This is a genomic window from Hwangdonia seohaensis, assembly GCF_031932625.1.
Classification (GTDB): domain Bacteria; phylum Bacteroidota; class Bacteroidia; order Flavobacteriales; family Flavobacteriaceae; genus Hwangdonia; species Hwangdonia seohaensis.
Genome location: NZ_JAVSCK010000004.1, coordinates 138,741 through 158,847, shown reverse-complemented (window position 1 = coordinate 158,847; position 20,107 = coordinate 138,741). Strand labels below are relative to the sequence as shown.

The following is a 20,107-nucleotide window of genomic DNA, read 5'->3' as shown; positions in this document are numbered from 1 at the left end:
TTCTCTTGATTGTTTATATTAAAACTTTAAATAATATTACTTTTGAAATCAATAAAGCTAAAACCTTGAAAAAAGCCGTCTTTTTATTATTTATAGTTTTCGTTTTTTCATGTAAAAATGAAACAGCCAAACATGTCGTTAAACCTGTTGATGGGATTCAACTTGAATTAAAATATGCCAAAGGATTTTCGGTAACAGACTATTCAACCTATAAAGTCTTAAACATTGAAAACCCATGGCCAAACGCCGAAAAAAGCTATCGTTACGTGTTAATCAATAAGGAAAATGCGGCAAAAACAACGTTTATGAAAGATGCGTTTGATGGCATTATAATAAACCCCATAATAAAAATAGTGGTTACCTCAACCACGCATATACCTGCTTTAGAATTATTGAATGCCGAAAAAACTTTAGTTGGATTTCCCGGAACGGATTTTATTTCATCTGAAAAAATAAGAACCCAAATCGGCCAAGGCAAAATCAGGGAACTTGGTAAAAACGAAAGCATAAACACCGAGGTTTTATTGAGCTTAAACCCGAATGCTGTAATTGGCTTTGGTATTGACGGCAATAACAAAACCTTTGAAACCATAAAAAAATCGGGCATTCCTGTTATTTATAATGGTGATTGGGTTGAGAATTCACCATTGGCAAAAGCCGAATGGATTAAATTTTTTGGAGCGCTTTACAATAAAGAAAAAGAAGCCGATTCTATTTTTAATACCATTGAAAAAAATTATTTGGAAGCTAAAAAACTAGCGCAAACCGTTAAAAACAAACCCACTGTTTTAAGCGGTGCCATGCATAGCGATATTTGGTATTTACCAAACGGATCGAGTACCGAAGCACAGCTTTTTAAAGACGCCAACCTAAACTATCTTTGGAGCGACACTAAAGGTTCCGGGAGTTTAAAACTTAATTTTGAATCTGTTTTTACAACCGCCAAAGATGCCGATATTTGGATAAACCCATCAAATTACACAAGTTTAAAAGCACTTGAAAACTCAAGTTCGCACAATGCCATGTTTATTGCCTTTAAAAACAAAAAAGTATTTACTATTGCAAATACGACTGGCAAAACGGGTGGTGTTTTGTACTACGAATTGGGTTTTGCCAGACCCGATTTGGTACTAAAGGACATTATTAAAATCTGTCACCCAGAGCTATTAAAAGACTACAAACCATTCTTTTTTAAACCCTTAAAATAATTGTCGATTTCAAAAACATACAAGTTTCCGTTTATAACATTAGCGCTCATACTTTTGGTTTGCTTTATAACCAATATAAGTTTGGGCTCGGTTTATATTCCATTAAAAGATGTTTTTAATAGCCTTATCGGAACCGCAACGGAACAGGATACTTGGCAACATATTATTACCAATTACAGATTACCAAAGGCCTTAACAGCCATTTTAGTGGGTTCGGGTTTGGGTATTTCAGGGCTATTGATGCAAACGCTATTTAGAAATCCGTTAGCCGGCCCATTTGTATTGGGCATTAGCTCGGGTGCCAGCTTGGGTGTCGCTTTGATCATTTTAGGCTCAGGTTTGTTTGGCGGTGTTTTTGCATCATTTTTTATATCGAAATGGAGCGTTGTAATCGCAGCAAGTTTGGGTAGTTTTCTGGTGCTTTTAGCCGTTTTAGTGGTTTCCATTAAAGTACGCGATACCATGGCAATTCTTATTATCGGGCTCATGTTTGCCAGTATCACGGCCGCCATTGTAAGTGTGCTTTCCTATTTTGGGTCTGCCGAACAATTGCAGCAATACATTTTTTGGGGCTTTGGAAGTCTAGGTAATTTATCGTGGCATGAATTGTTTATTTTTTCAGTTATATTTTGTTTGGGTATTTTGTTAAGCATCATTTCCATCAAATCGTTAAACACCTTGCTTTTAGGCGAAAATTACGCCGTAAGTTTAGGATTGAATATTAAAAGAAGTCGGTTAATTATTATTGCCGCCACGAGTTTATTGGCAGGAACGATAACTGCTTTTGCGGGTCCCATTGCGTTTATCGGATTGGCTATTCCGCACATAACACGGCAAGTATTTAACACCTCAAACCATAAAATATTATTGCCCGCTGTATTTTTGTTCGGTGCTATTATCATGTTAATTTGCGATAGTATTGCGCAATTACCAAACAGCGATTACACCTTGCCCATTAATGCCATAACCTCTTTAATTGGCGCACCGGTTGTGATTTGGTTATTGGTTAGAAAACGGAAAATGGTGTTTTAATATGAATATAAACTCCAAAATAGCAAAAACAAAATTCCAAAACCTATGCTACAAAAATGAGAGCGATTTTTTGGAATTTAGTAGTTGGAATTTGAAAGTTGTATATTGAAATTTATGAGTGTAAACGAATCACATATTATCTTAAAAACAGAAAATCTTACGATTGGTTATTCAACTAAAAAACGGCAAACTGTTGTGGCTTCAAATATAAATATTGAGTTGAAAAAAGGCGAATTGGTTGGTTTGATTGGTGCCAATGGTATTGGAAAATCGACTTTAATCAGAACCATTACGAATGTTCAAAAACATTTAAAAGGTGATATTCTCATTAATGAAAAACATATTTCAGCTTATCAAGCGGTCGATTTGGCGAAAGTGATGAGCTTGGTTTTAACCGAACAAATAGCCTCTAAAAACCTAACTGTTTTTGAGGTGATCGCATTGGGCAGACAGCCTTACACAAGTTGGATTGGTAATTTATCTGAAAACGACACAATCATTATAAATAAAGCGATAACGCAAACCAACATTGAAAATTTAAAACATAAAAAATGTTTTGAGTTAAGCGACGGCCAGTTACAAAAAGTAATGATTGCACGTGCTTTGGCACAAGACACCGATTTGATTATTTTAGACGAACCCACAACACATCTGGATATGTATCATAAAGCATACATATTAAAACTGCTTCAAAAATTGGCCAAAGAAACGGGCAAAACCATTTTATTTTCTTCACACGAAATCGATTTGGCCATTCAGCTATGCGACAAACTTATTGTAATGACTAAAGGAGAAGTGGTCTCCGACGAACCTTGCAACCTCATTTTAAAAGGCACTTTCGATACTTTATTCCCTAAGGATTTAATAAATTTTGATGCAAACACGGGGAGTTTTAGGGTGAAAAAATAAAAATTAGCTTCTGTTTTACTGTTTTAATTCATTAACTTTAGCACATTCATTCTCAAGTCCTTAAGCTACTTTTAGTTTCAACCTTATAGCATTTAATGCATTATTAACCATTAATTTAAAAGTCATGAAATTCAAAGCAGGTTTAATTCTTTTAACAATTACATTATTTATAGGTTTCTTGTTTTATCAATTTAACAAAGAAAATGAATTTGATTATTCAAAAAAAATAGGCGCGAACGCTATTAAATGCATGCCTGCAAAATTCATCCTTACCGATGTCGATTCAACAAAACAAATATCACCCTTATTTGAAAACCTTGGAAATCACAGTTATAAAGTAAGCACCAAAAACGATTTGGCGCAACGGTTTTTTAATCAAGGATTACGATTAACCTATGCCTTTAACCATGCCGAAGCACATCGTTCTTTTATGGAAGCGGCACGACTAGACCCTAATTTGGCCATGGCTTTTTGGGGGCAAGCCTATGCTTTGGGTCCAAATATTAACGACCCTTTTCCCGACGAAAACCGGAAAAACAAATACAATGAGGCCATATCCAGAGCGATTAAATTAGCACCCAATGCCTCGCAAAAGGAGCAAGCTTTAATAAAAGCATTAGCCCATAGATATTCGGTAGATTTAGACAAAGATGTAACGGAATTAAACCATAAATACATGGAATCTATGGCTGAAGTGGCAAAAGAATATCCGAAAGACCCAGATATTTTAACCCTGTATGCGGCTTCGGTTATGAATACGGTTCCTTGGAATTATTGGGATAACAACGGTAATCCATCGCCCAATATTCCCGAAGCAAAAGCAGCCTTGGAAAAAGCTATGCTTATGAGTCCCGATAACCCCGGAGCGCACCATTATTATATTCACATGGTAGAACTGCCTAAGCCGGATTTGGCTGTTCCAAGTGCAGAAAAACTAGGAGGTTTAATGCCAGCCGCTGGACACATTGTTCACATGCCATCGCATATTTTTATTCGGGTTGGGCGTTACAAAGATGCTGTTTTAGCCAATCAGCAAGCTATTTTGGCAGATGAGGATTATATTTCGCAATGCCTTTCACAAGGTATGTATCCGCTTGGGTATTATCCGCATAACATTCATTTTTTATGGTCTGCTTCAAGCCTTTTAGGCAATAGCGACCTCGCCATTGATGCTGCAAAAAAAACGGCTGAAAAAGTTCCTGTGGGCGAAATGAAAGAACTACATTTTTTACAAAACTTTGCAGCAACCCCACTTTTGGCATACACAAGATTTGGTAAATGGAATGATATTTTAACCTATCCAAAACCTAATGATGGCATCAAGCACCTTAAACTTATATGGCATTATGCTAGAGGCGTAGCTTTTGTTAGAAAGAACAATATCAAGGAAGCCAAAGAAGAACTTGAGGCTATACAAACATTGGTTGATGACCCCGAAATGGAAACCCTTGTAGCGACCGGTTTTGACAACGGTACTACGATTGCAAAATTAGCTTACCAAGTGGTTGCCGGCGAAATAGCTTTATTGGAAAAAAATTACAACTTAGCTATTGGTCATTTTGAAAACGCCGTAGTAATGGAAGACAACCTGGTTTACAACGAGCCATCCGCATGGTACATTCCACCGAGACAAAATTTGGGAGCCGCATTATTAAAAGCCGGAAAATACAGTGAAGCCGAACACGTTTACCACAAAGATTTAGAAGATTTAAGGCAAAATGGTTGGTCGCTAATGGGCTTATATGAAAGTTTAAGGGCTCAAGGAAAATTAAATGAAGCTGCCAGCGTAATGCAAGAATTTAACCTGGCATGGCAAGATGCGGATATAGAAATAAATACCTCTGTTCTTTAATATAAGATTAAATTTATCTCTTATTTATTCTTTTTATCCTCAAGGTAAAAATTTATCTTTGGGTAAACTTCTATTTTAAATGAACGACAACCTAATTCTTATCATAGCTATTCTTATTTCCGGTGGCATTGGTGCCTATTTGGGCATGCTATTTACCAAACTTAAAAGCAAAAGCGAACAAAGCACTTTGGAGGAACGCCAAAACCAAGCGCATCAAACTATTGATGAATTAAAGCAAAATTTAAGCAAAATTGAAAACGAACGTGAAACTATTCGGAAGGAAAAAGACTTTTTAAATGCTGAATTGACCAGAAGAAATACCGAATACGAAAATCTGCAACAATTGAGCTTAAAACGTGATGCGGAAATTGAAGAACGTCAAGAACAATTACGAAAAGATTTCGAATTATTAGCTACAAAAATACTCGATGAAAAATCTGAAAAATTCACACTTCAGAATAAGGAGAACATCAAAAACATTTTAAATCCGCTTCAAGAAAAAATTAAAGTCTTTGAAGAAAAAGTAGATTTAACCCAAAAAGAAAGCATCAGCATGCACTCTGCTTTAAAAGAGCAATTGCTGGGATTAAAAGACCTCAACCAACAAATGACCAAGGAAGCCACCAATTTAACCAGAGCTTTAAAAGGCGATAGTAAAATGCAGGGAAATTGGGGCGAATTGGTTTTAGAACGCGTTTTGGAAAAATCCGGACTGGAAAAAGACAGAGAGTATTTTGTGCAACAAAGCTTTACTTTGGCAGACGGCTCTCGCGTATTGCCCGATGTGGTTTTACACCTTCCCGATGGTAAAAAAATGGTTATTGACAGTAAAGTATCATTAACCGATTATGAGCGTTTGGTAAATGCTGAAGATGATGACAAACCATCCTTTTTAAAAGCACATGTTAACTCCATAAAAAAACATGTGGATCAACTTTCCGAAAAAAATTATCAGGATTTATACGATATTGAATCACCCGATTTTGTATTGATGTTCATCCCCATTGAACCTGCTTTTGCGGTTGTTGTAAATGAAGACAATTCTATTTATAACAAAGCTTTCGAAAAGAACATTGTTATTGTAACGCCATCCACTTTATTGGCAACTTTACGTACCATTGATAGCATGTGGAACAACGAAAAACAACAGCGAAATGCTATTGAAATTGCGCGTCAAGCTGGGGCATTATACGATAAATTTGAAGGTTTGGTTAGTGATTTAACAGGTGTGGGCAAAAAAATTGATGCCGCTAAAAGTGATTATTCGGCAGCCATGAATAAACTAGTCGATGGCCGAGGCAATTTAATTACCAGTGTTGAAAAACTTAAAAAAATGGGAGCAAAAGCTAAAAAAGCATTACCTGAAGCTATAATAAAACGCGCAGAAGAAGACGACTTATAAAATTTAAAGCTATGTTTAAACACATTAAAGATTCCCAAATTACAATTTCCGAACTCATGTTGCCATCGCACTCTAATTTTAGCGGTAAAATCCATGGGGGCTATATTTTGAATTTAATGGATCAAATTGCTTTTGCTTGTGCTTCAAGACATTCCCGACATTATTGCGTAACGGCATCTGTTAACAAGGTCGATTTTTTAAACCCTATTGAAGTTGGCGAATTGGTAACCCTTAAAGCCTCTGTAAATTACACCGGGCGAACCTCAATGGTTATTGGTGTTCGGGTAGAATCTGAAAACATTCATTCAGGCGAAACAAAACATTGCAACTCATCATATTTTACCATGGTGGCTAAGGATGACGATGGGAACAATGTACCCGTGCCCGGAATTATTCTAAACTCCAAAACCGCCATCCGCAGGTTTTCAAGAAGTATTACCAGGCAGGAACATGCAAAAAAAAGATCTGAATATTTTAAAGCTTCTGGGTTTAAAATTGAAGAGCATTTAGACTTGCTTAAAACACATAACGTTAAATTAGAGTTTAGTTAAATTAAAAAACCGCATAACAATCTTACCAATTTGCTATGCGATTAAAACTAACAACACTATTAATTAGTTACTGAGTTTATACAATACATAAGCAGCAATTGCCATTACCAAGTCGCGTACGGCCACATCTAAATATTGGCCGCTAAATATTAAAGTAAGGGCAATTAAAGCCAGCCATAGGGCGACTATTATGGCTCCTATTTTGGTTTTAACCAATACAATAATTCCTGCTGCAATTTCAATAATTCCAACAATAATCATAAAAGTTGAGGCATCAAAAGGCAACAATTCTTGAAACCCTGAACTTAAATACTGGCTCCAATCTGTCAAAATATTTGTAAATTTATCTAATCCGGCCACAATGGGCACTAAACCAAAGGTATACTTCAGTAATGTTTGTTCATTCATAATATCATTATTTTAGTTATTCTATGCTTTTGATACCCAAACTTTAAAAAAGTTACAAAACTTTGTAACTATTTGCAGATTAACCCATCTAAAGGAAAAACAAACACATGAAAGCCATTAAAATAAGTGATTATAACAATCATACCATTCATGATTTTGATGTTATTACGCAAATACTGAGTGGAGAAAAAGGCCTGTACGAAATTTTAATGCGGAGAAACAACCAAAAACTATATCGCGTTGTACGGAGCTATATTAAGGATGAAGATGTTATAAAAGACATTATGCAAAACACGTATATAAAGGCTTACGAGAAACTATATCAATTTAGTAAAAAATCGGAGTTTTCAACTTGGTTGATCAGAATTGGCATTAATGAAGCGTTGCACGAATTAAAATCTAAACAGCGTAACCTTGTTATCCATCCAAACACCAACCGTATTAAATCATTTACAGAAGCATCAAAAAACATGAATCCGGAGCATAATATTATTCAAAGGGAAGCCAAATGGATTTTAGAAAAAGTAATTGACCAGCTTCCAGAAAAGTATAAAGTGGTTTATATACTAAGTGAAGTTGAAAACATGAAAATTAAAGACATTAGTGACTGCCTTGGCATTTCAATAAACAACGTAAAAGTTAGAACCCATCGGGCCAAACAAATGCTGAAAGACAATCTTTACGAGTTATCGCAAAAACCCAATGTGTTTGAATTCGGATTTGAAAAATGCGATAATTTAGTGAAACATGTAATTAAAAATATTTAACCACGACTAAAACTAACATTAACACTCCACGAAAATGGTTGGTAGCAAAAATAAACGCAATTGGTTTTTTTTGATAGTGCTATTAATCCTGTGCGCGTTTATGGGCTATCAATACATCTATCAAGACCATAGAGATATTGAAACGGAAAAAGCCGAATACACTACAACACCGCAATCCATTAGTGATGAATTTAAGCAAGACGCCCTTAAATCTGAAAAAAAATTCCTTAATAAAACCATTGAAATCTTAGGTATAGTTACCGAAGTTAACCAAAATAACATAACCTTAAACGACTTGGTTTTTTGTCAATTCAATGACATGTTAAACCAATCGATAAAAATTAATACAACTCTTAAAGTAAAAGGACGTTGCATTGGCTACGATGATTTGTTAGAGCAAGTTAAGTTAGACCAATGCACAATTATTAATTAACTAAAACTACAATTATGAAAACAAAACTACTCGCCTTAATGTTTTTAGGAATGTTAAGTGCACATGCTCAAACCACCCATAATCTTAATTGGGAAATTGGTATTGGAACCCTAGATTTAACTATTGATGAAGGCGATACTGTTATTTGGACGTGGACGGACAGTGCCCCTCACACCGTATCTAGCTTACCGGGAAGTACAGAGACTTTTGATAGTGGTTCAAAAACTGGAGTCAATTCGACATATTCTAAAACCTTTAATGCAGCTGGTTCAAATCCATATCAATGTAATTTCCATCCGTCAACCATGAAGGGCACCATAACCGTAGAAGCTGCGCTTAGTGTAGATGATTTTCGTTTAAAAGGATTTGCAATTATTCCAAACCCAGCAAATACGGTAATTTCATTTAAGCTTCCTAAAGGATTAAATACGGGGACTATTAGCGTTTTCGATTTATTGGGCAAACAACTTTATTCAAATACCATTACAAAAACCACTGTTGATATTTCAGGTTTGACCAACGGATTGTACTTTGTTAAAATCTCGTCAGAAGGCATCAATCACACGAAACGCTTTATAAAGCAATAACAGTTTATGAAACTCGTATTTTTAATTTTTTGCTTTCCTGTATTTTGTTTTTCCCAAGATGATTTATTGGATGAAATCAATACCGATTCAACGGGAATACAATATGCAACAGCAGTATTTAAAGGATTGAAAATTGTAAATTTTGAATCGACCAAATTGGTTGCAAAAAAACAGTTAACCTTTATTGTGGCGCACCGGTTTGGCAGTATTGAAAATGGTTTTGATAGCTTTTTTGGTCTTGATGATGCGGTAACACGTTTAAATTTTGTTTACGGAATTTCAGATGGTTTTAATATTGGAGCCTCCAGAAGTTCTTTTCAGAAAATTTATGAGTTTTCAGCAAAGTACAGATTGCTGAGGCAAACTGAAAGCGGTTTTCCATTTACCGTTGTTGGCTATAATTCGTTTTTAATCAACACGGGTTTAGATAAAAGCAATTTGCCTCTTTTAAAGTTTAAACACCGATTAGGCCAAACGGTTCAAGTGTTAATATCAAGAAAGTTAAATACCAACTTTTCGGTTGAATTGGCTCCAACCTTTTTTCACGATAACCTAACATCTTCGTTTTATGATGAAAACCAAGTAAAATTAAGTGATCAGGACAACTCACAATTCGCTCTGGGTTTTGGTGGCAGGTACAAACTGGGTAAACGCTGGTCTTTAAACATGGATTATGGCTGGCACTTAAACCGCGATAGTAATTCGCCGTTTAAAAACCCTTTATCCATAGGTTTGGATTTGGAAACTGGCGGACATGTATTTCAAATGCATTTTACCAATGCGCAAGGCATGAATACCAATAGTTTTTTAGGCCAAGGCACTGGAGATTGGAGCGATGGCAATATCTATTTCGGATTTAACCTAAGCAGAGTATTTTAACCCACAGTTATGAAAAAAGTATTTATAACATTAGTTTTTACGGCGTTCATCCTCTTGGGGTGCTCACACACAAGTACCGACGACTTGACTGATACACAGCCATTGCCTACTTTGGTTACTTATAACAATATAAAATCTACCATTAACAACAACTGTATTTTTTGCCATAGCAATCCGCCAGTAAACGGTGCGCCAATTTCCTTAACCACGTACAACGAAGTTAAAAACGCCGTTCAAATAAATGGTTTAATTGGTCGGATTTCAAAACAAGTAGGAGAAGCTGGAGCGATGCCATTGGGCGGGCCAAGGTTGCCACAAAACCTAATTGACGAAATCATACAATGGCAAGCCGATGGCTTACTGGAGTAGTGATTTCTCATTAATAACAATGTAATTTTATAGTTATGAAAAATGCCATTTACGTATTGTTTTTAATCTGTTTTAGCTTGTCTGCGCAGACCAAATACATAACTAAAACGGGAGTGGTGAATTTTGAAGCCTCAGTGCCATCTTTTGAAGAAGTTAAAGCATCCCACAACTTGGTTACAGCCATAATAAACATTGAAAATGGCGAGTTTGCAGCATTAGCCTTAGTGAAAGGATTTCGTTTTAAAAATGCTTTAATGGAAGAACATTTTAATGAAAACTATGCCGAATCGGATAAGTTTCCAAAAGCTACCTTTAAAGGGAAAATAAAGGATTTTAATATAGTTGATTTGAAAACTGAAACAGCATTTTATACCATAAAAGGCGAACTGAATTTTCACGGAAAAACAAAAGCATTTGATGCTTTAAACATCTCCATTTCAAAAGATAATGATATGATTATTTTATCGGGAAACTTTAAAGCAAAAGCATCTGATTTTGATATTGAAATCCCTAAAATAGTCAGTAATAAAATTTCTGAAACCATTGAGGTTTCATTTGAATTTAATATGAAAAAGAAATAAAAAGAGGCTGTCTGAAAAGTGATTACCCTCTGTCAAACTGAGCGCAGTCGAAGTTTTAATATTCTGAAAACCAAAACATTTCGACTGCGCTCAATGTGACATTTAGGGTAGAAATTGGCTTTTTAGACAACCTCTTTTATTCAAATTATTATTTACTCAAATACATTTTTCGTCTCGAATACAAATCGTAAAACTGGTCGTCTTTTAAACTATCGATAAACAAGATGCTTTCGCCTGTACTCTTCATTTCCGGACCAAGTTTTTTGTTTACATTAGGGAACTTATTAAAAGAGAACACCGGCTGCTTAATGGCAAAACCTTCTAATTTTGGATTAAAAACAAAATCCTTAATCTTCTTCTCCCCTAACATTACTTTAGTTGCATAATTTACATAAGGTTCGCCGTAGGCCTTTGCAATAAACGGTACGGTACGAGAAGCTCTTGGGTTGGCTTCAATAATATAGACGATATCGTCTTTAATGGCAAACTGAATGTTTATCAGGCCAACCGTATTTAATGCCAAAGCAATCTTTTTAGTGTGGTCTTTTATTTGTTGCATCACAAATTCGCCAATGTTAAATGGCGGTAAAGTTGAATTACTATCACCCGAGTGGATTCCACAAGGTTCGATATGTTCCATAATCCCGATAATGTAAACATCCTCGCCATCGCAAATCGCATCCGCTTCGGCTTCAATGGCACCATCCAAGTAATGGTCTAAAAGCAACTGATTCCCAGGCATGCGTCGTAACAAATCAACCACATGCTTTTCTAATTCTTCTTTATTAATCACAATTTTCATGCCTTGCCCTCCCAAAACATAAGACGGACGCACTAAAATCGGGAAATCCAAAACATCGGCAATGGCTGCAGCTTCATCGGCCGTGGTTGCAATATCAAATTGCGGATAAGGAATATCATTTGCTTTTAACAACTTTGAAAAATTCCCCCTATCTTCAGCTAAATCCAACGATTCAAAGCTGGTTCCTATAATTTTAATACCGTATTTGGTGAGTTTTTCTGCAAGCTTTAAAGCCGTTTGCCCACCTAATTGCACAATAACACCTTCTGGCTTTTCATGCTTGATGATGTCGTAAATATGTTCCCAAAAAACAGGTTCGAAATATAACTTATCGGCCGTATCAAAATCGGTTGAAACGGTTTCTGGGTTACAGTTAATCATAATGGTTTCGTAACCACATTCCGCAGCAGCTAAAACCCCGTGAACACAGCAATAATCGAACTCAATCCCTTGCCCTATTCTATTAGGACCAGAGCCTAAAACAATGATTTTCTTCTTATCGGTTACAATACTTTCATTGTGCGCAAAACGGTTTCCATCGGCGGTTTCCATATCGCTTTCAAAAGTAGAATAGTAATAAGGTGTTTTGGCTTCAAATTCTGCGGCACAGGTGTCGACCAATTTGTAAACGCGATTGATACCAAGTTCTTCCCTTTTATTATAAACCTGACTTTCTAAACAATTCAACATGTGTGCTATTTGGCGGTCGCCATAGCCTTTTTGTTTCGCTTCAAGCAATAAATCCTTTTGAATCGTATCAATGGTAAAGGTTGAAATTTCGTTGTTAAGGAAATGTAGCTCTTCATATTGTTTTAAAAACCACATATCAATTTTTGTGATTTCGTGGATTCTACTTAACGGAATGCCCATGCGAATGGCGTCGTAAATTATAAAAACACGATCCCAAGATGCGTAGGTTAGCTTTTCGATGATTTGGTCGTAATTCTTATTTTCCTTTCCGTCTGCACCTAAACCATTTCGTTTAATCTCCAGTGACTGTGTGGCTTTATGGAGTGCTTCTTGAAACGAACGTCCAATACCCATAACCTCACCAACGGATTTCATTTGAAGCCCTAAGGTTCTGTCGCTGCCTTCAAACTTATCAAAATTCCAACGCGGTATTTTTACGATAACATAATCTAAAGTTGGCTCGAACAGCGCCGAAGTTGATTTTGTAATTTGATTTTGTAATTCATCCAAATGGTAGCCTATCGCCAATTTAGCTGCAATTTTTGCAATGGGATATCCTGTGGCTTTACTCGCTAAAGCGGAAGAACGCGACACACGCGGATTGATTTCAATAGCAATAATATCTTCGTTTTCATCCGGAGACACAGCAAATTGCACATTACAACCACCGGCGAAATCGCCAATACTGCGCATCATGTGGATGGCCATATCACGCATTTTTTGGTAAGTTCTATCGCTTAAAGTCATGGCTGGTGCCACCGTAATGGAGTCTCCGGTATGAATGCCCATTGGGTCCATATTTTCAATAGAACATATAATAACCACGTTATCATTGGCATCTCTAAGCAGCTCCAATTCGTACTCTTTCCAACCAATTAGTGCTTTATCAATCATCACTTCGTGGATTGGGGAAATTTCTAAACCACGAGTTAACAGTTCATCAAAATCTTCTTCTTTGTGCACAAAAGATGCGCCCGCTCCACCTAATGTATAAGACGCTCTAATTACCAACGGAAATCCAAACTCTTGTGCAATTTCTTTTCCTTTTAAATACGATGTTGCTGTAGCTTGAGGTGCCATGGGCACACCTATTTTTAGCATCAGTTCTCTAAACTGCTCTCTATCTTCGGTAATATTAATGGCATCAATATCTACACCAATAATTTCAACATCAAAATCTTCCCAAATTCCTTTTTCATCGGCTTCAATACATAAATTTAACGCCGTTTGTCCGCCCATAGTTGGTAAAACAGCATCGATTTGCGGATGCTCTTTAAGTATTTTTATAAGTGACTTTGTGGTAAGCGGCAACAAATAAATATGGTCGGCCATTGAAGGATCTGTCATAATTGTCGCTGGGTTGGAATTAATCAATACCGTTTCAATCCCATCTTCCCTCAACGATCGTAGTGCTTGAGATCCTGAGTAATCAAATTCGCATGCTTGTCCTATTATAATTGGACCAGAACCAATAATTAAAATAGATTTTAGTGTTTCGTTTTTCGGCATTTTGTTTGTATTGTGTTTTATTTAAAAGTGTTACAAAAATACTGTTTAGCAGATATAAAAAAAGGCGTTACCGTTAAGTAACACCTTTTTATTATCAACAATTGTTAATCATTATTTCTTATGTCTAATTTCAGATGACACAGATAATTTTTTTCTTCCTTTAGCTCTTCTACGTGCTAATACCTTTCTACCGTTAGCAGAAGCCATTCTTTCTCTAAAACCATGCTTGTTTTTTCTCTTTCTTTTAGATGGCTGAAATGTTCTTTTACTCATTATCTTATATCTTTAAATCTGAATTGTAATTTTTATAATGTATTAGGCTCCCCTAAAAACCGAGGGCAAATATACAAAGCCTTTATTACTTTGACAAACCTTATTTTAAAATATTTTTAATTTATTTTTTTAAAGCTAAAACGCTTGCCACACCTTTATTTATTTGGGCTAACCCTTAGTTTTTGTTACCGCCCTATGTTCTTTTATTAATAAAAATTTAGTTTCTTTGCAGTTACAAAACAACAAATAAAGATTTTAAAAAAAAAAAAAAGCTTCTAAATCTATTATAAATTACGCATCATGTACAATAAAATTATAAAACTAATTATTGCAGCGGGTATTATTGCTTATGCCGTTTACCAGTTCACCGAAGGTTATATTGGTAATGGAATTATGTTTATTTTGTTATCATTAATTTTTGTGTTCTTATATTTTAAAAATGAATTTATTTTATTGGCTTTTTTAAGATTGCGTAAACAGGATTTTGACGGCGCCAAAAAATGGTTGAGCAAAATTAAAAATCCAGAGACTGCTTTAGTAAGAAAACAACAAGGGTATTACAATTATCTACACGGTTTGATGGTATCTCAAAGTAATATGAATGAAGCCGAAAAGTATTTTAAAAAGGCGATTTCGTTAGGCTTATCCATGGATCATGATTTAGCCATGGCCAAATTGAATTTATCTGGTATTGCATTTTCTAAACGCAGAAAACAAGAAGCCCAAAAATTATTATCTGAAGCTCAAAAACTAGATAAACAAGGCATGCTTACCGATCAGATTAAAATGATGAAACAAAATATGAAGCGCGCTGCAGGACCAAATCAACATTATGGAGCTGGTGGCTCTTTAAGAGCGCAGAAACGCAGAGGTTAAATGAGCGGAGACCACAATCTGCAATATGATTCTTTTAATTTTTCGAATTTAGAGCGATTTAAATACGTATTGTAATTTACCTCATCACTATTTTCCATATCTTCTAAAAAGTGCTTTTTAATGATTTTGCTTTGTGCTTCATCATAAATTAAAGAGTTTATTTCGAAGTTTATATTAAAGCTACGGTAATCCATATTTGATGTGCCAACGGTAGAAAATATATCGTCAACCACCATGGTTTTCGCATGAATAAAACCTTTGTTGTATTTATACACTTTAATACCGGCTTTTAATAAGGCGTCCAAGTACGAGTTTGAGGCGTGTTTAACAATCCAGGAATCTGATTTTTTGGGAATGATTAACTTAACATCAATACCGCTTTTGGCAGCTATTTGTAAAGCGGTTATTATTTGCTCATTGGGCACAAAATAAGGCGTTGTAATATAAATATAGTCGTTGGCCGTAACTATGGCTGTAAAAATAACTTCCATAATATTTGCCCAATCGGTATCCGGTCCACTGGCAGCAATTTGTAAAGCTACGTTGCCATTTTCCATTTCAACCTCTGGAAAAAACGTTTTATAAACTGCCAATTTCTCATCCGAAACAAAATCCCAAGTGGACAAAAAATGGATTTGCAACGATTTTACAGCTTCACCTTCGATACGCAAATGGGTGTCGCGCCAAAAACGGTCACTATCGTTTTCGTTAAGATATTCGTCCGAAATATTAATACCGCCAACATAACCTATTTTACCATCTATAACAGCTATTTTCCGGTGGTTTCTGTAATTCATTTTCCCGGTGAATTTGGAAAAAAGAACGGGCATAAACGGATGGTGTTTTACTCCAGAACTGGATAGTTTACGCTTCATTTGGGTTGATATTTTGCTACCAACATCATCGTAAATCAATCTCACCTTTAAGCCAGCTTCGGCTTTTTCGCAAAGTACATTTAACACCTGCGTTCCAATATCATCATCTTTAACAATATAATATTCTAAATGAATGTGATGTTCAGCATTTTTTAAATCGTCTAAAAGATGTTTGAATTTAGCATCGCCATTTTTGAGGATTGCAATCTTATTTTTTAAAGTTAAAGGCTCATCATCGCTTTCATAAAGCAACTTTACCAGTTTTACTTTATCGTCTAAATAGTTGTCTACCTTTTTAATTTCCGCTTTGCTAAACTCTAATTCCTTATTGATGGATTTTATAACACTTTTATTGAGAATATGCTTTCTGCTAAAAATTTTATTTTTCCGATATTCTTGCCCAAAAAGATAATAAACCAACAATCCCAAAAACGGGAAGAACACCAAAACGATAATGTAAGATAGTGTTTTGGTTGGATTTATACGTTTAAAAAAAATGGTAATTACTGCAGATATAGCTAATATATAATTGACTATAATGAGTAAATACCAAATGTTTTCTTTTATAAAATTGAGCATTTAAGGACCGGTCTGGTAGACGCCGGCTTTAGGAATTTCAATCTTATACAGTTTTCTGGAACTGTTGTTAAGATGCGGCTCACGCAACCATGGGTTATGCAGTTTTAATATTTTGTAATTGATACCAAAATCTTGCGCGAATTTTGAAAAATCGGCAACCGCCGTATCCACTTCTACCTGGTAAGTTGGTATGTTTTTGTACAAATCCTTTTCTCTAAAATTAAAGCCGTATTTATCCGGATTTGATAAAATTTCTTTTAAAGCAACAATTCTAAAGAGGTAACGACCTGTTTCTTCGCCCAATAATAAATCGTAGTAATTATTGACATTTTGTGCTTTTAAACGTCGAGACATGCCCGCGTTTCCTCCGTTATAGGCAGCAGCAGCTAGTGTCCAAGACCCTAATCTCTCTTTAGAGTTTTTTAAATATTTACAAGCTACTTCGGTGGCCTTTTCCAGGTTATAGCGCTCGTCAACATTTGCATTAATTTCTAACCCGTTTTCTCTTCCGGTAGCTTTCATGATTTGCCAAACACCTCGCGCTCCAGCAGGCGACACAGCGTTTGTTAATCCGCTTTCAATAACTGCCAAATACTTAAAATCGTCTGGAATACCGTGTTTTGCCAAAATAGGCTCAATAATCGGGAAGTATTTTTTAGAGCGTTTAAACATTAACAACCCGTTAGATTGCCAATAGGTGTTAACCAACAACTCTCTGTCCATACGCTCTAAAATATCTGGATTTTGTAAGGGCATTGGTTCGCCAGCAAAATTCAAATCGTCTGGAACTTGAAGTGCATAAACATTATAATCGTTTATTAATTTGGTTTCAAAATTTTCATCGGTGGGAGCATCTTGTAGGGCATAAATAAATAATCCGCATAAACTTAATAATCCTACAAACGCAAGTGCTTTCTGTATTATCTTCATTTTTAAAAAGTTTTTCTAAAGGTAAAAAAAAGGATTAGGTTTCTAAAATTATACGAGGTAAATTTTCATTAAACCACTTATATTTATTAATAATCATAATATGCGTACCGCCTTTTATGATAATACATTGTTTAATATTTTTTAATGGAAATACCGGGTCGTTATCGCCATGGATATGTATTATTTTGGGGTCGGAATCTTTTTGATTCCAACGCACCATATTTTCTATGGCCCAACTTAAATATGTACTGTCATTTACCGATAAATATTTTTTATAAAGCTCCAAGCGTTTATTTATATTGCCGCCAAAAGCGAGTTTAGCAAAGGCATCAATATTGCTGGCAAGTTGTGTTGGTATTAACTTATAGGCTTTTGTGGCTTTGGTGATAAGCATGCGTTTTGGCAATTCGCGCATGGATTTTACACTCGATACAATAATGAGTTTTCTAACACTGATGTGCTTTGCCATTTCTTGCACCAAAACGCCTCCAAACGACACGCCCAGCAATACAACATTGTCATGATTAATACAATTTGAAAGCCGCAATGCATACGCGCTCAATAATTCGTTTTTTAAAGGAATCATCCACTCTAAATAATGTATTTCAAACTGATTTTCCGGCAACTTGATATGCTCGAAAATTTTAGGACTTGCAGCCATTCCCGGCATAAAATACACTGGTATTATCTCTTGACCCATAAGGTTTTAACCTTTAATACTGTTGATGGTAACGAAATTTTTCGTACTTTTGCACAAAGTTATGAAATAGTGCTCGCTATTTTAGAAATTCCTAAGAAATTAAATTAATACATTATGGTTGATACTGCAGAATTAATTGACAATGATTTTTTACGTCAATATGAAATTAAAATTGATGACCATTTGGCAAAAATTGAATATTCCTTACAAGAACGAAAGATTTTTTTAACCAAACTTATTATTCCTGAAGGTATAAAAGACGAAAATTTTAAAAAAGAATTTTTGACCCTTGTTTTTGATCAAATTCAAGAACGCAATTTAAGCGTAGTTCCAACAAGCCCTGAAATTGCTAAGTTTGTAAGAAGCAATAGAAAATACAAACGCATGCTTCCGGTTGGCGTGAGGATATAGAAAGTTAGAAGTTAGAAGTTAGAAGTTAGAAGTTAGAAAAATATGAAATCCGAAGTTTAGGCTTCGGATTTTTTTTTGTTTATCAAACTATAAGTTCTTTTTCAAATTCAAACCTTACCAAACCATCCTCATCAATTTTGGTGAGTTTAATCTGGTGCAGCGTATTTACCAATTCTGGGTTCCAAGGCGTTTTTACTTTAATGTAATTTTCTGTAAACCCATGAATATAACCATCTTTATTTTCGCTTTCAAACAAAACGGTTCTACGGCTTCCTATCTGATTTTCATAAAAGGCACGACGCTTTTTTACCGATAAACCACGTAACATTTTACTGCGCTTACTCCTTACATTCATAGGCACTACGCCTTCCATTTCTGCAGCTTCGGTATTATCGCGTTCAGAATACGTAAATACATGTAAATACGAAATATCCAACTCGGTCAAGAAATTATAGGTTTCTAAAAAATGGTCGTCGGTTTCACCCGGAAATCCAACAATAACATCAACACCAATACAGGCATGCGGCATTACTTCCTTTATTTTTGAAACCCGATCAATATACAATTCGCGCATGTAACGACGTTTCATTTTTTTTAGAATCGCATTGCTTCCCGATTGTAAGGGAATATGAAAATGAGGCACAAAAGCCCTGGATTTTGAAACCAAATCGATGGTTTCGTTCTTTAGAAGGTTAGGCTCGATTGATGAGATGCGCAAACGCTCGATGCCTTCAACTTTATCCAACTCGGTAACCAAATCCAAAAAAGTGTGCTCGTGTTTTTTATTGCCAAATTCACCTTTACCGTAGTCGCCAATATTAACGCCCGTTAAAACAATCTCTTTAATGTTTTGCTTTGCAATGTCTTTTGCATTTTTCAACACGTTTTCCAAAGCATCGCTACGTGAAATACCACGAGCCAACGGAATGGTGCAATAGGTACATTTATAATCGCAACCATCTTGTACTTTTAAAAAAGCACGGGTCCTGTCGCCCATTGAATAACTACCCACATAAAAATCGGCATCTTCAATTTCGCAGGAATGCACTTCGCCAAAATCGTTTTTCGACAAATCGTTTAAGTAATCGGTAATCTTGAATTTTTCGGTAGCACCAAGCACCAAATCCACACCGTTAACATCGGCCAATTCTTGTGGTTTAAGTTGGGCATAACAGCCCACCGCAGCAACAAAAGCCTCGGGGTTTGCTTTTTGGGCTTGCTTTACAATGGTTTTAAAACGCTTATCGGCATTTTCGGTAACCGAACAGGTATTGATAACATATATATCGGCTTTTTCAGAAAAATCGACACGGTTAAAACCTTCATCGGTAAAATTTCTGGCAATGGTTGAAGTTTCCGAAAAATTTAGTTTACAACCTAAAGTATAAAACGCGACTTTATTTTTCATGTATCTATTTTGATTTTCACAAATGGAAAACCTTGTTATATAACCTGTTTCTATTAAAAGACTGCAAATTTACAAC

The 20,107-nt window shown here is 35.5% G+C and carries 21 protein-coding genes; 14 read left to right on the top strand and 7 right to left on the bottom strand.

The annotated features are described in order from the left end of the window. Nucleotides 1-65: 65 nt before the first annotated feature. From RNZ47_RS13445 to RNZ47_RS13420, 6 genes are all read left to right on the top strand, one after another. Nucleotides 66-1,208: an ABC transporter substrate-binding protein gene (locus tag RNZ47_RS13445; protein WP_376717828.1), complete on the top strand. Its 1,143-nt coding sequence runs from the start codon at nucleotides 66-68 to the stop codon at nucleotides 1,206-1,208. Next, nucleotides 1,209-2,240: a FecCD family ABC transporter permease gene (locus RNZ47_RS13440; RefSeq protein ID WP_311941100.1), complete on the top strand. Its 1,032-nt coding sequence runs from the start codon at nucleotides 1,209-1,211 to the stop codon at nucleotides 2,238-2,240. A gap of 114 nt (nucleotides 2,241-2,354) precedes the next feature. Further along, nucleotides 2,355-3,149 (top strand): ABC transporter ATP-binding protein, encoded by a 795-nt coding sequence (locus tag RNZ47_RS13435; RefSeq protein WP_311941097.1) that lies wholly within the window; start codon nucleotides 2,355-2,357, stop codon nucleotides 3,147-3,149. 124 nt (nucleotides 3,150-3,273) lie between these two features. Continuing rightward, nucleotides 3,274-5,001 carry a tetratricopeptide repeat protein gene (locus RNZ47_RS13430; RefSeq protein WP_311941094.1) on the top strand — a complete coding sequence of 576 codons (1,728 nt, stop codon included), beginning with the start codon at nucleotides 3,274-3,276 and terminating at the stop codon, nucleotides 4,999-5,001. A 79-nt stretch (nucleotides 5,002-5,080) separates the two neighbouring features. After that, nucleotides 5,081-6,403, top strand: a complete 1,323-nt coding sequence (locus RNZ47_RS13425) for a DNA recombination protein RmuC (protein ID WP_311941091.1) — start codon at nucleotides 5,081-5,083, stop codon at nucleotides 6,401-6,403. A gap of 11 nt (nucleotides 6,404-6,414) precedes the next feature. After that, nucleotides 6,415-6,954, top strand: coding sequence for an acyl-CoA thioesterase (locus RNZ47_RS13420; protein ID WP_311941088.1), 540 nt, complete (start codon nucleotides 6,415-6,417; stop codon nucleotides 6,952-6,954). A gap of 63 nt (nucleotides 6,955-7,017) precedes the next feature. Here the strand turns inward: RNZ47_RS13420 and RNZ47_RS13415 are convergent, their stop codons facing one another. Beyond that, complete coding sequence (locus tag RNZ47_RS13415) at nucleotides 7,018-7,362, bottom strand: hypothetical protein (protein ID WP_311941085.1); 345 nt, start codon at nucleotides 7,360-7,362, stop codon at nucleotides 7,018-7,020. 107 nt (nucleotides 7,363-7,469) lie between these two features. Here RNZ47_RS13415 and RNZ47_RS13410 point away from each other — a divergent pair, with 107 nt between their 5' ends. From RNZ47_RS13410 to RNZ47_RS13385, 6 genes are read left to right on the top strand one after another with little or no spacing between them, the layout of a single operon-like run. Further along, the gene (locus RNZ47_RS13410) at nucleotides 7,470-8,129 is read left to right on the top strand and encodes an RNA polymerase sigma factor (protein WP_311941082.1); all 660 of its coding nucleotides are present in this window, start codon (nucleotides 7,470-7,472) and stop codon (nucleotides 8,127-8,129) included. A gap of 34 nt (nucleotides 8,130-8,163) precedes the next feature. Then, nucleotides 8,164-8,562 carry an OB-fold protein gene (locus RNZ47_RS13405; protein WP_376717826.1) on the top strand — a complete coding sequence of 133 codons (399 nt, stop codon included), beginning with the start codon at nucleotides 8,164-8,166 and terminating at the stop codon, nucleotides 8,560-8,562. Between the two features lie 14 nt (nucleotides 8,563-8,576). Further along, nucleotides 8,577-9,149, top strand: coding sequence for a T9SS type A sorting domain-containing protein (locus RNZ47_RS13400; protein ID WP_311941076.1), 573 nt, complete (start codon nucleotides 8,577-8,579; stop codon nucleotides 9,147-9,149). Between the two features lie 6 nt (nucleotides 9,150-9,155). Then, a complete protein-coding gene (locus tag RNZ47_RS13395; RefSeq protein ID WP_311941072.1) occupies nucleotides 9,156-10,028 on the top strand; it encodes a DUF5777 family beta-barrel protein in 873 nt (290 codons plus the stop codon). 9 nt (nucleotides 10,029-10,037) lie between these two features. After that, a complete protein-coding gene (locus tag RNZ47_RS13390; RefSeq protein ID WP_311941069.1) occupies nucleotides 10,038-10,397 on the top strand; it encodes a hypothetical protein in 360 nt (119 codons plus the stop codon). 35 nt (nucleotides 10,398-10,432) lie between these two features. After that, nucleotides 10,433-10,978 carry a YceI family protein gene (locus RNZ47_RS13385; protein ID WP_311941067.1) on the top strand — a complete coding sequence of 182 codons (546 nt, stop codon included), beginning with the start codon at nucleotides 10,433-10,435 and terminating at the stop codon, nucleotides 10,976-10,978. Between the two features lie 148 nt (nucleotides 10,979-11,126). On the opposite strand, the gene carB is transcribed toward RNZ47_RS13385, so the two are convergent. Then, entirely contained in the window at nucleotides 11,127-13,979 is a 2,853-nt protein-coding gene (gene carB, locus RNZ47_RS13380; RefSeq protein ID WP_311941062.1) for a carbamoyl-phosphate synthase large subunit, read from the bottom strand. A 111-nt stretch (nucleotides 13,980-14,090) separates the two neighbouring features. After that, nucleotides 14,091-14,252, bottom strand: a complete 162-nt coding sequence (gene rpmH / locus RNZ47_RS13375) for a 50S ribosomal protein L34 (protein WP_311941059.1) — start codon at nucleotides 14,250-14,252, stop codon at nucleotides 14,091-14,093. Nucleotides 14,253-14,552: 300 nt separating this feature from the next. Here rpmH and RNZ47_RS13370 point away from each other — a divergent pair, with 300 nt between their 5' ends. Further along, the gene (locus RNZ47_RS13370; protein ID WP_311941056.1) at nucleotides 14,553-15,128 is read left to right on the top strand and encodes a tetratricopeptide repeat protein; all 576 of its coding nucleotides are present in this window, start codon (nucleotides 14,553-14,555) and stop codon (nucleotides 15,126-15,128) included. On the opposite strand, the gene cls is transcribed toward RNZ47_RS13370, so the two are convergent. From cls to RNZ47_RS13355, 3 genes are read right to left on the bottom strand one after another with little or no spacing between them, the layout of a single operon-like run. Then, complete coding sequence (gene cls, locus RNZ47_RS13365) at nucleotides 15,125-16,582, bottom strand: cardiolipin synthase (RefSeq protein WP_311941053.1); 1,458 nt, start codon at nucleotides 16,580-16,582, stop codon at nucleotides 15,125-15,127. The genes RNZ47_RS13370 and cls overlap by 4 nt on opposite strands. After that, nucleotides 16,583-17,512, bottom strand: coding sequence for a lytic transglycosylase domain-containing protein (locus RNZ47_RS13360; RefSeq protein ID WP_311941050.1), 930 nt, complete (start codon nucleotides 17,510-17,512; stop codon nucleotides 16,583-16,585). It abuts the gene before it with no gap. 34 nt (nucleotides 17,513-17,546) lie between these two features. Continuing rightward, nucleotides 17,547-18,212, bottom strand: a complete 666-nt coding sequence (locus tag RNZ47_RS13355; protein ID WP_311941047.1) for an alpha/beta hydrolase family protein — start codon at nucleotides 18,210-18,212, stop codon at nucleotides 17,547-17,549. A 114-nt stretch (nucleotides 18,213-18,326) separates the two neighbouring features. Here RNZ47_RS13355 and RNZ47_RS13350 point away from each other — a divergent pair, with 114 nt between their 5' ends. Continuing rightward, nucleotides 18,327-18,623, top strand: coding sequence for an N-acetyltransferase (locus RNZ47_RS13350; RefSeq protein WP_311941044.1), 297 nt, complete (start codon nucleotides 18,327-18,329; stop codon nucleotides 18,621-18,623). Between the two features lie 82 nt (nucleotides 18,624-18,705). Here the strand turns inward: RNZ47_RS13350 and mtaB are convergent, their stop codons facing one another. Continuing rightward, nucleotides 18,706-20,031 (bottom strand): tRNA (N(6)-L-threonylcarbamoyladenosine(37)-C(2))-methylthiotransferase MtaB, encoded by a 1,326-nt coding sequence (mtaB, locus tag RNZ47_RS13345; protein ID WP_311941041.1) that lies wholly within the window; start codon nucleotides 20,029-20,031, stop codon nucleotides 18,706-18,708. Nucleotides 20,032-20,107: the final 76 nt, after the last annotated feature.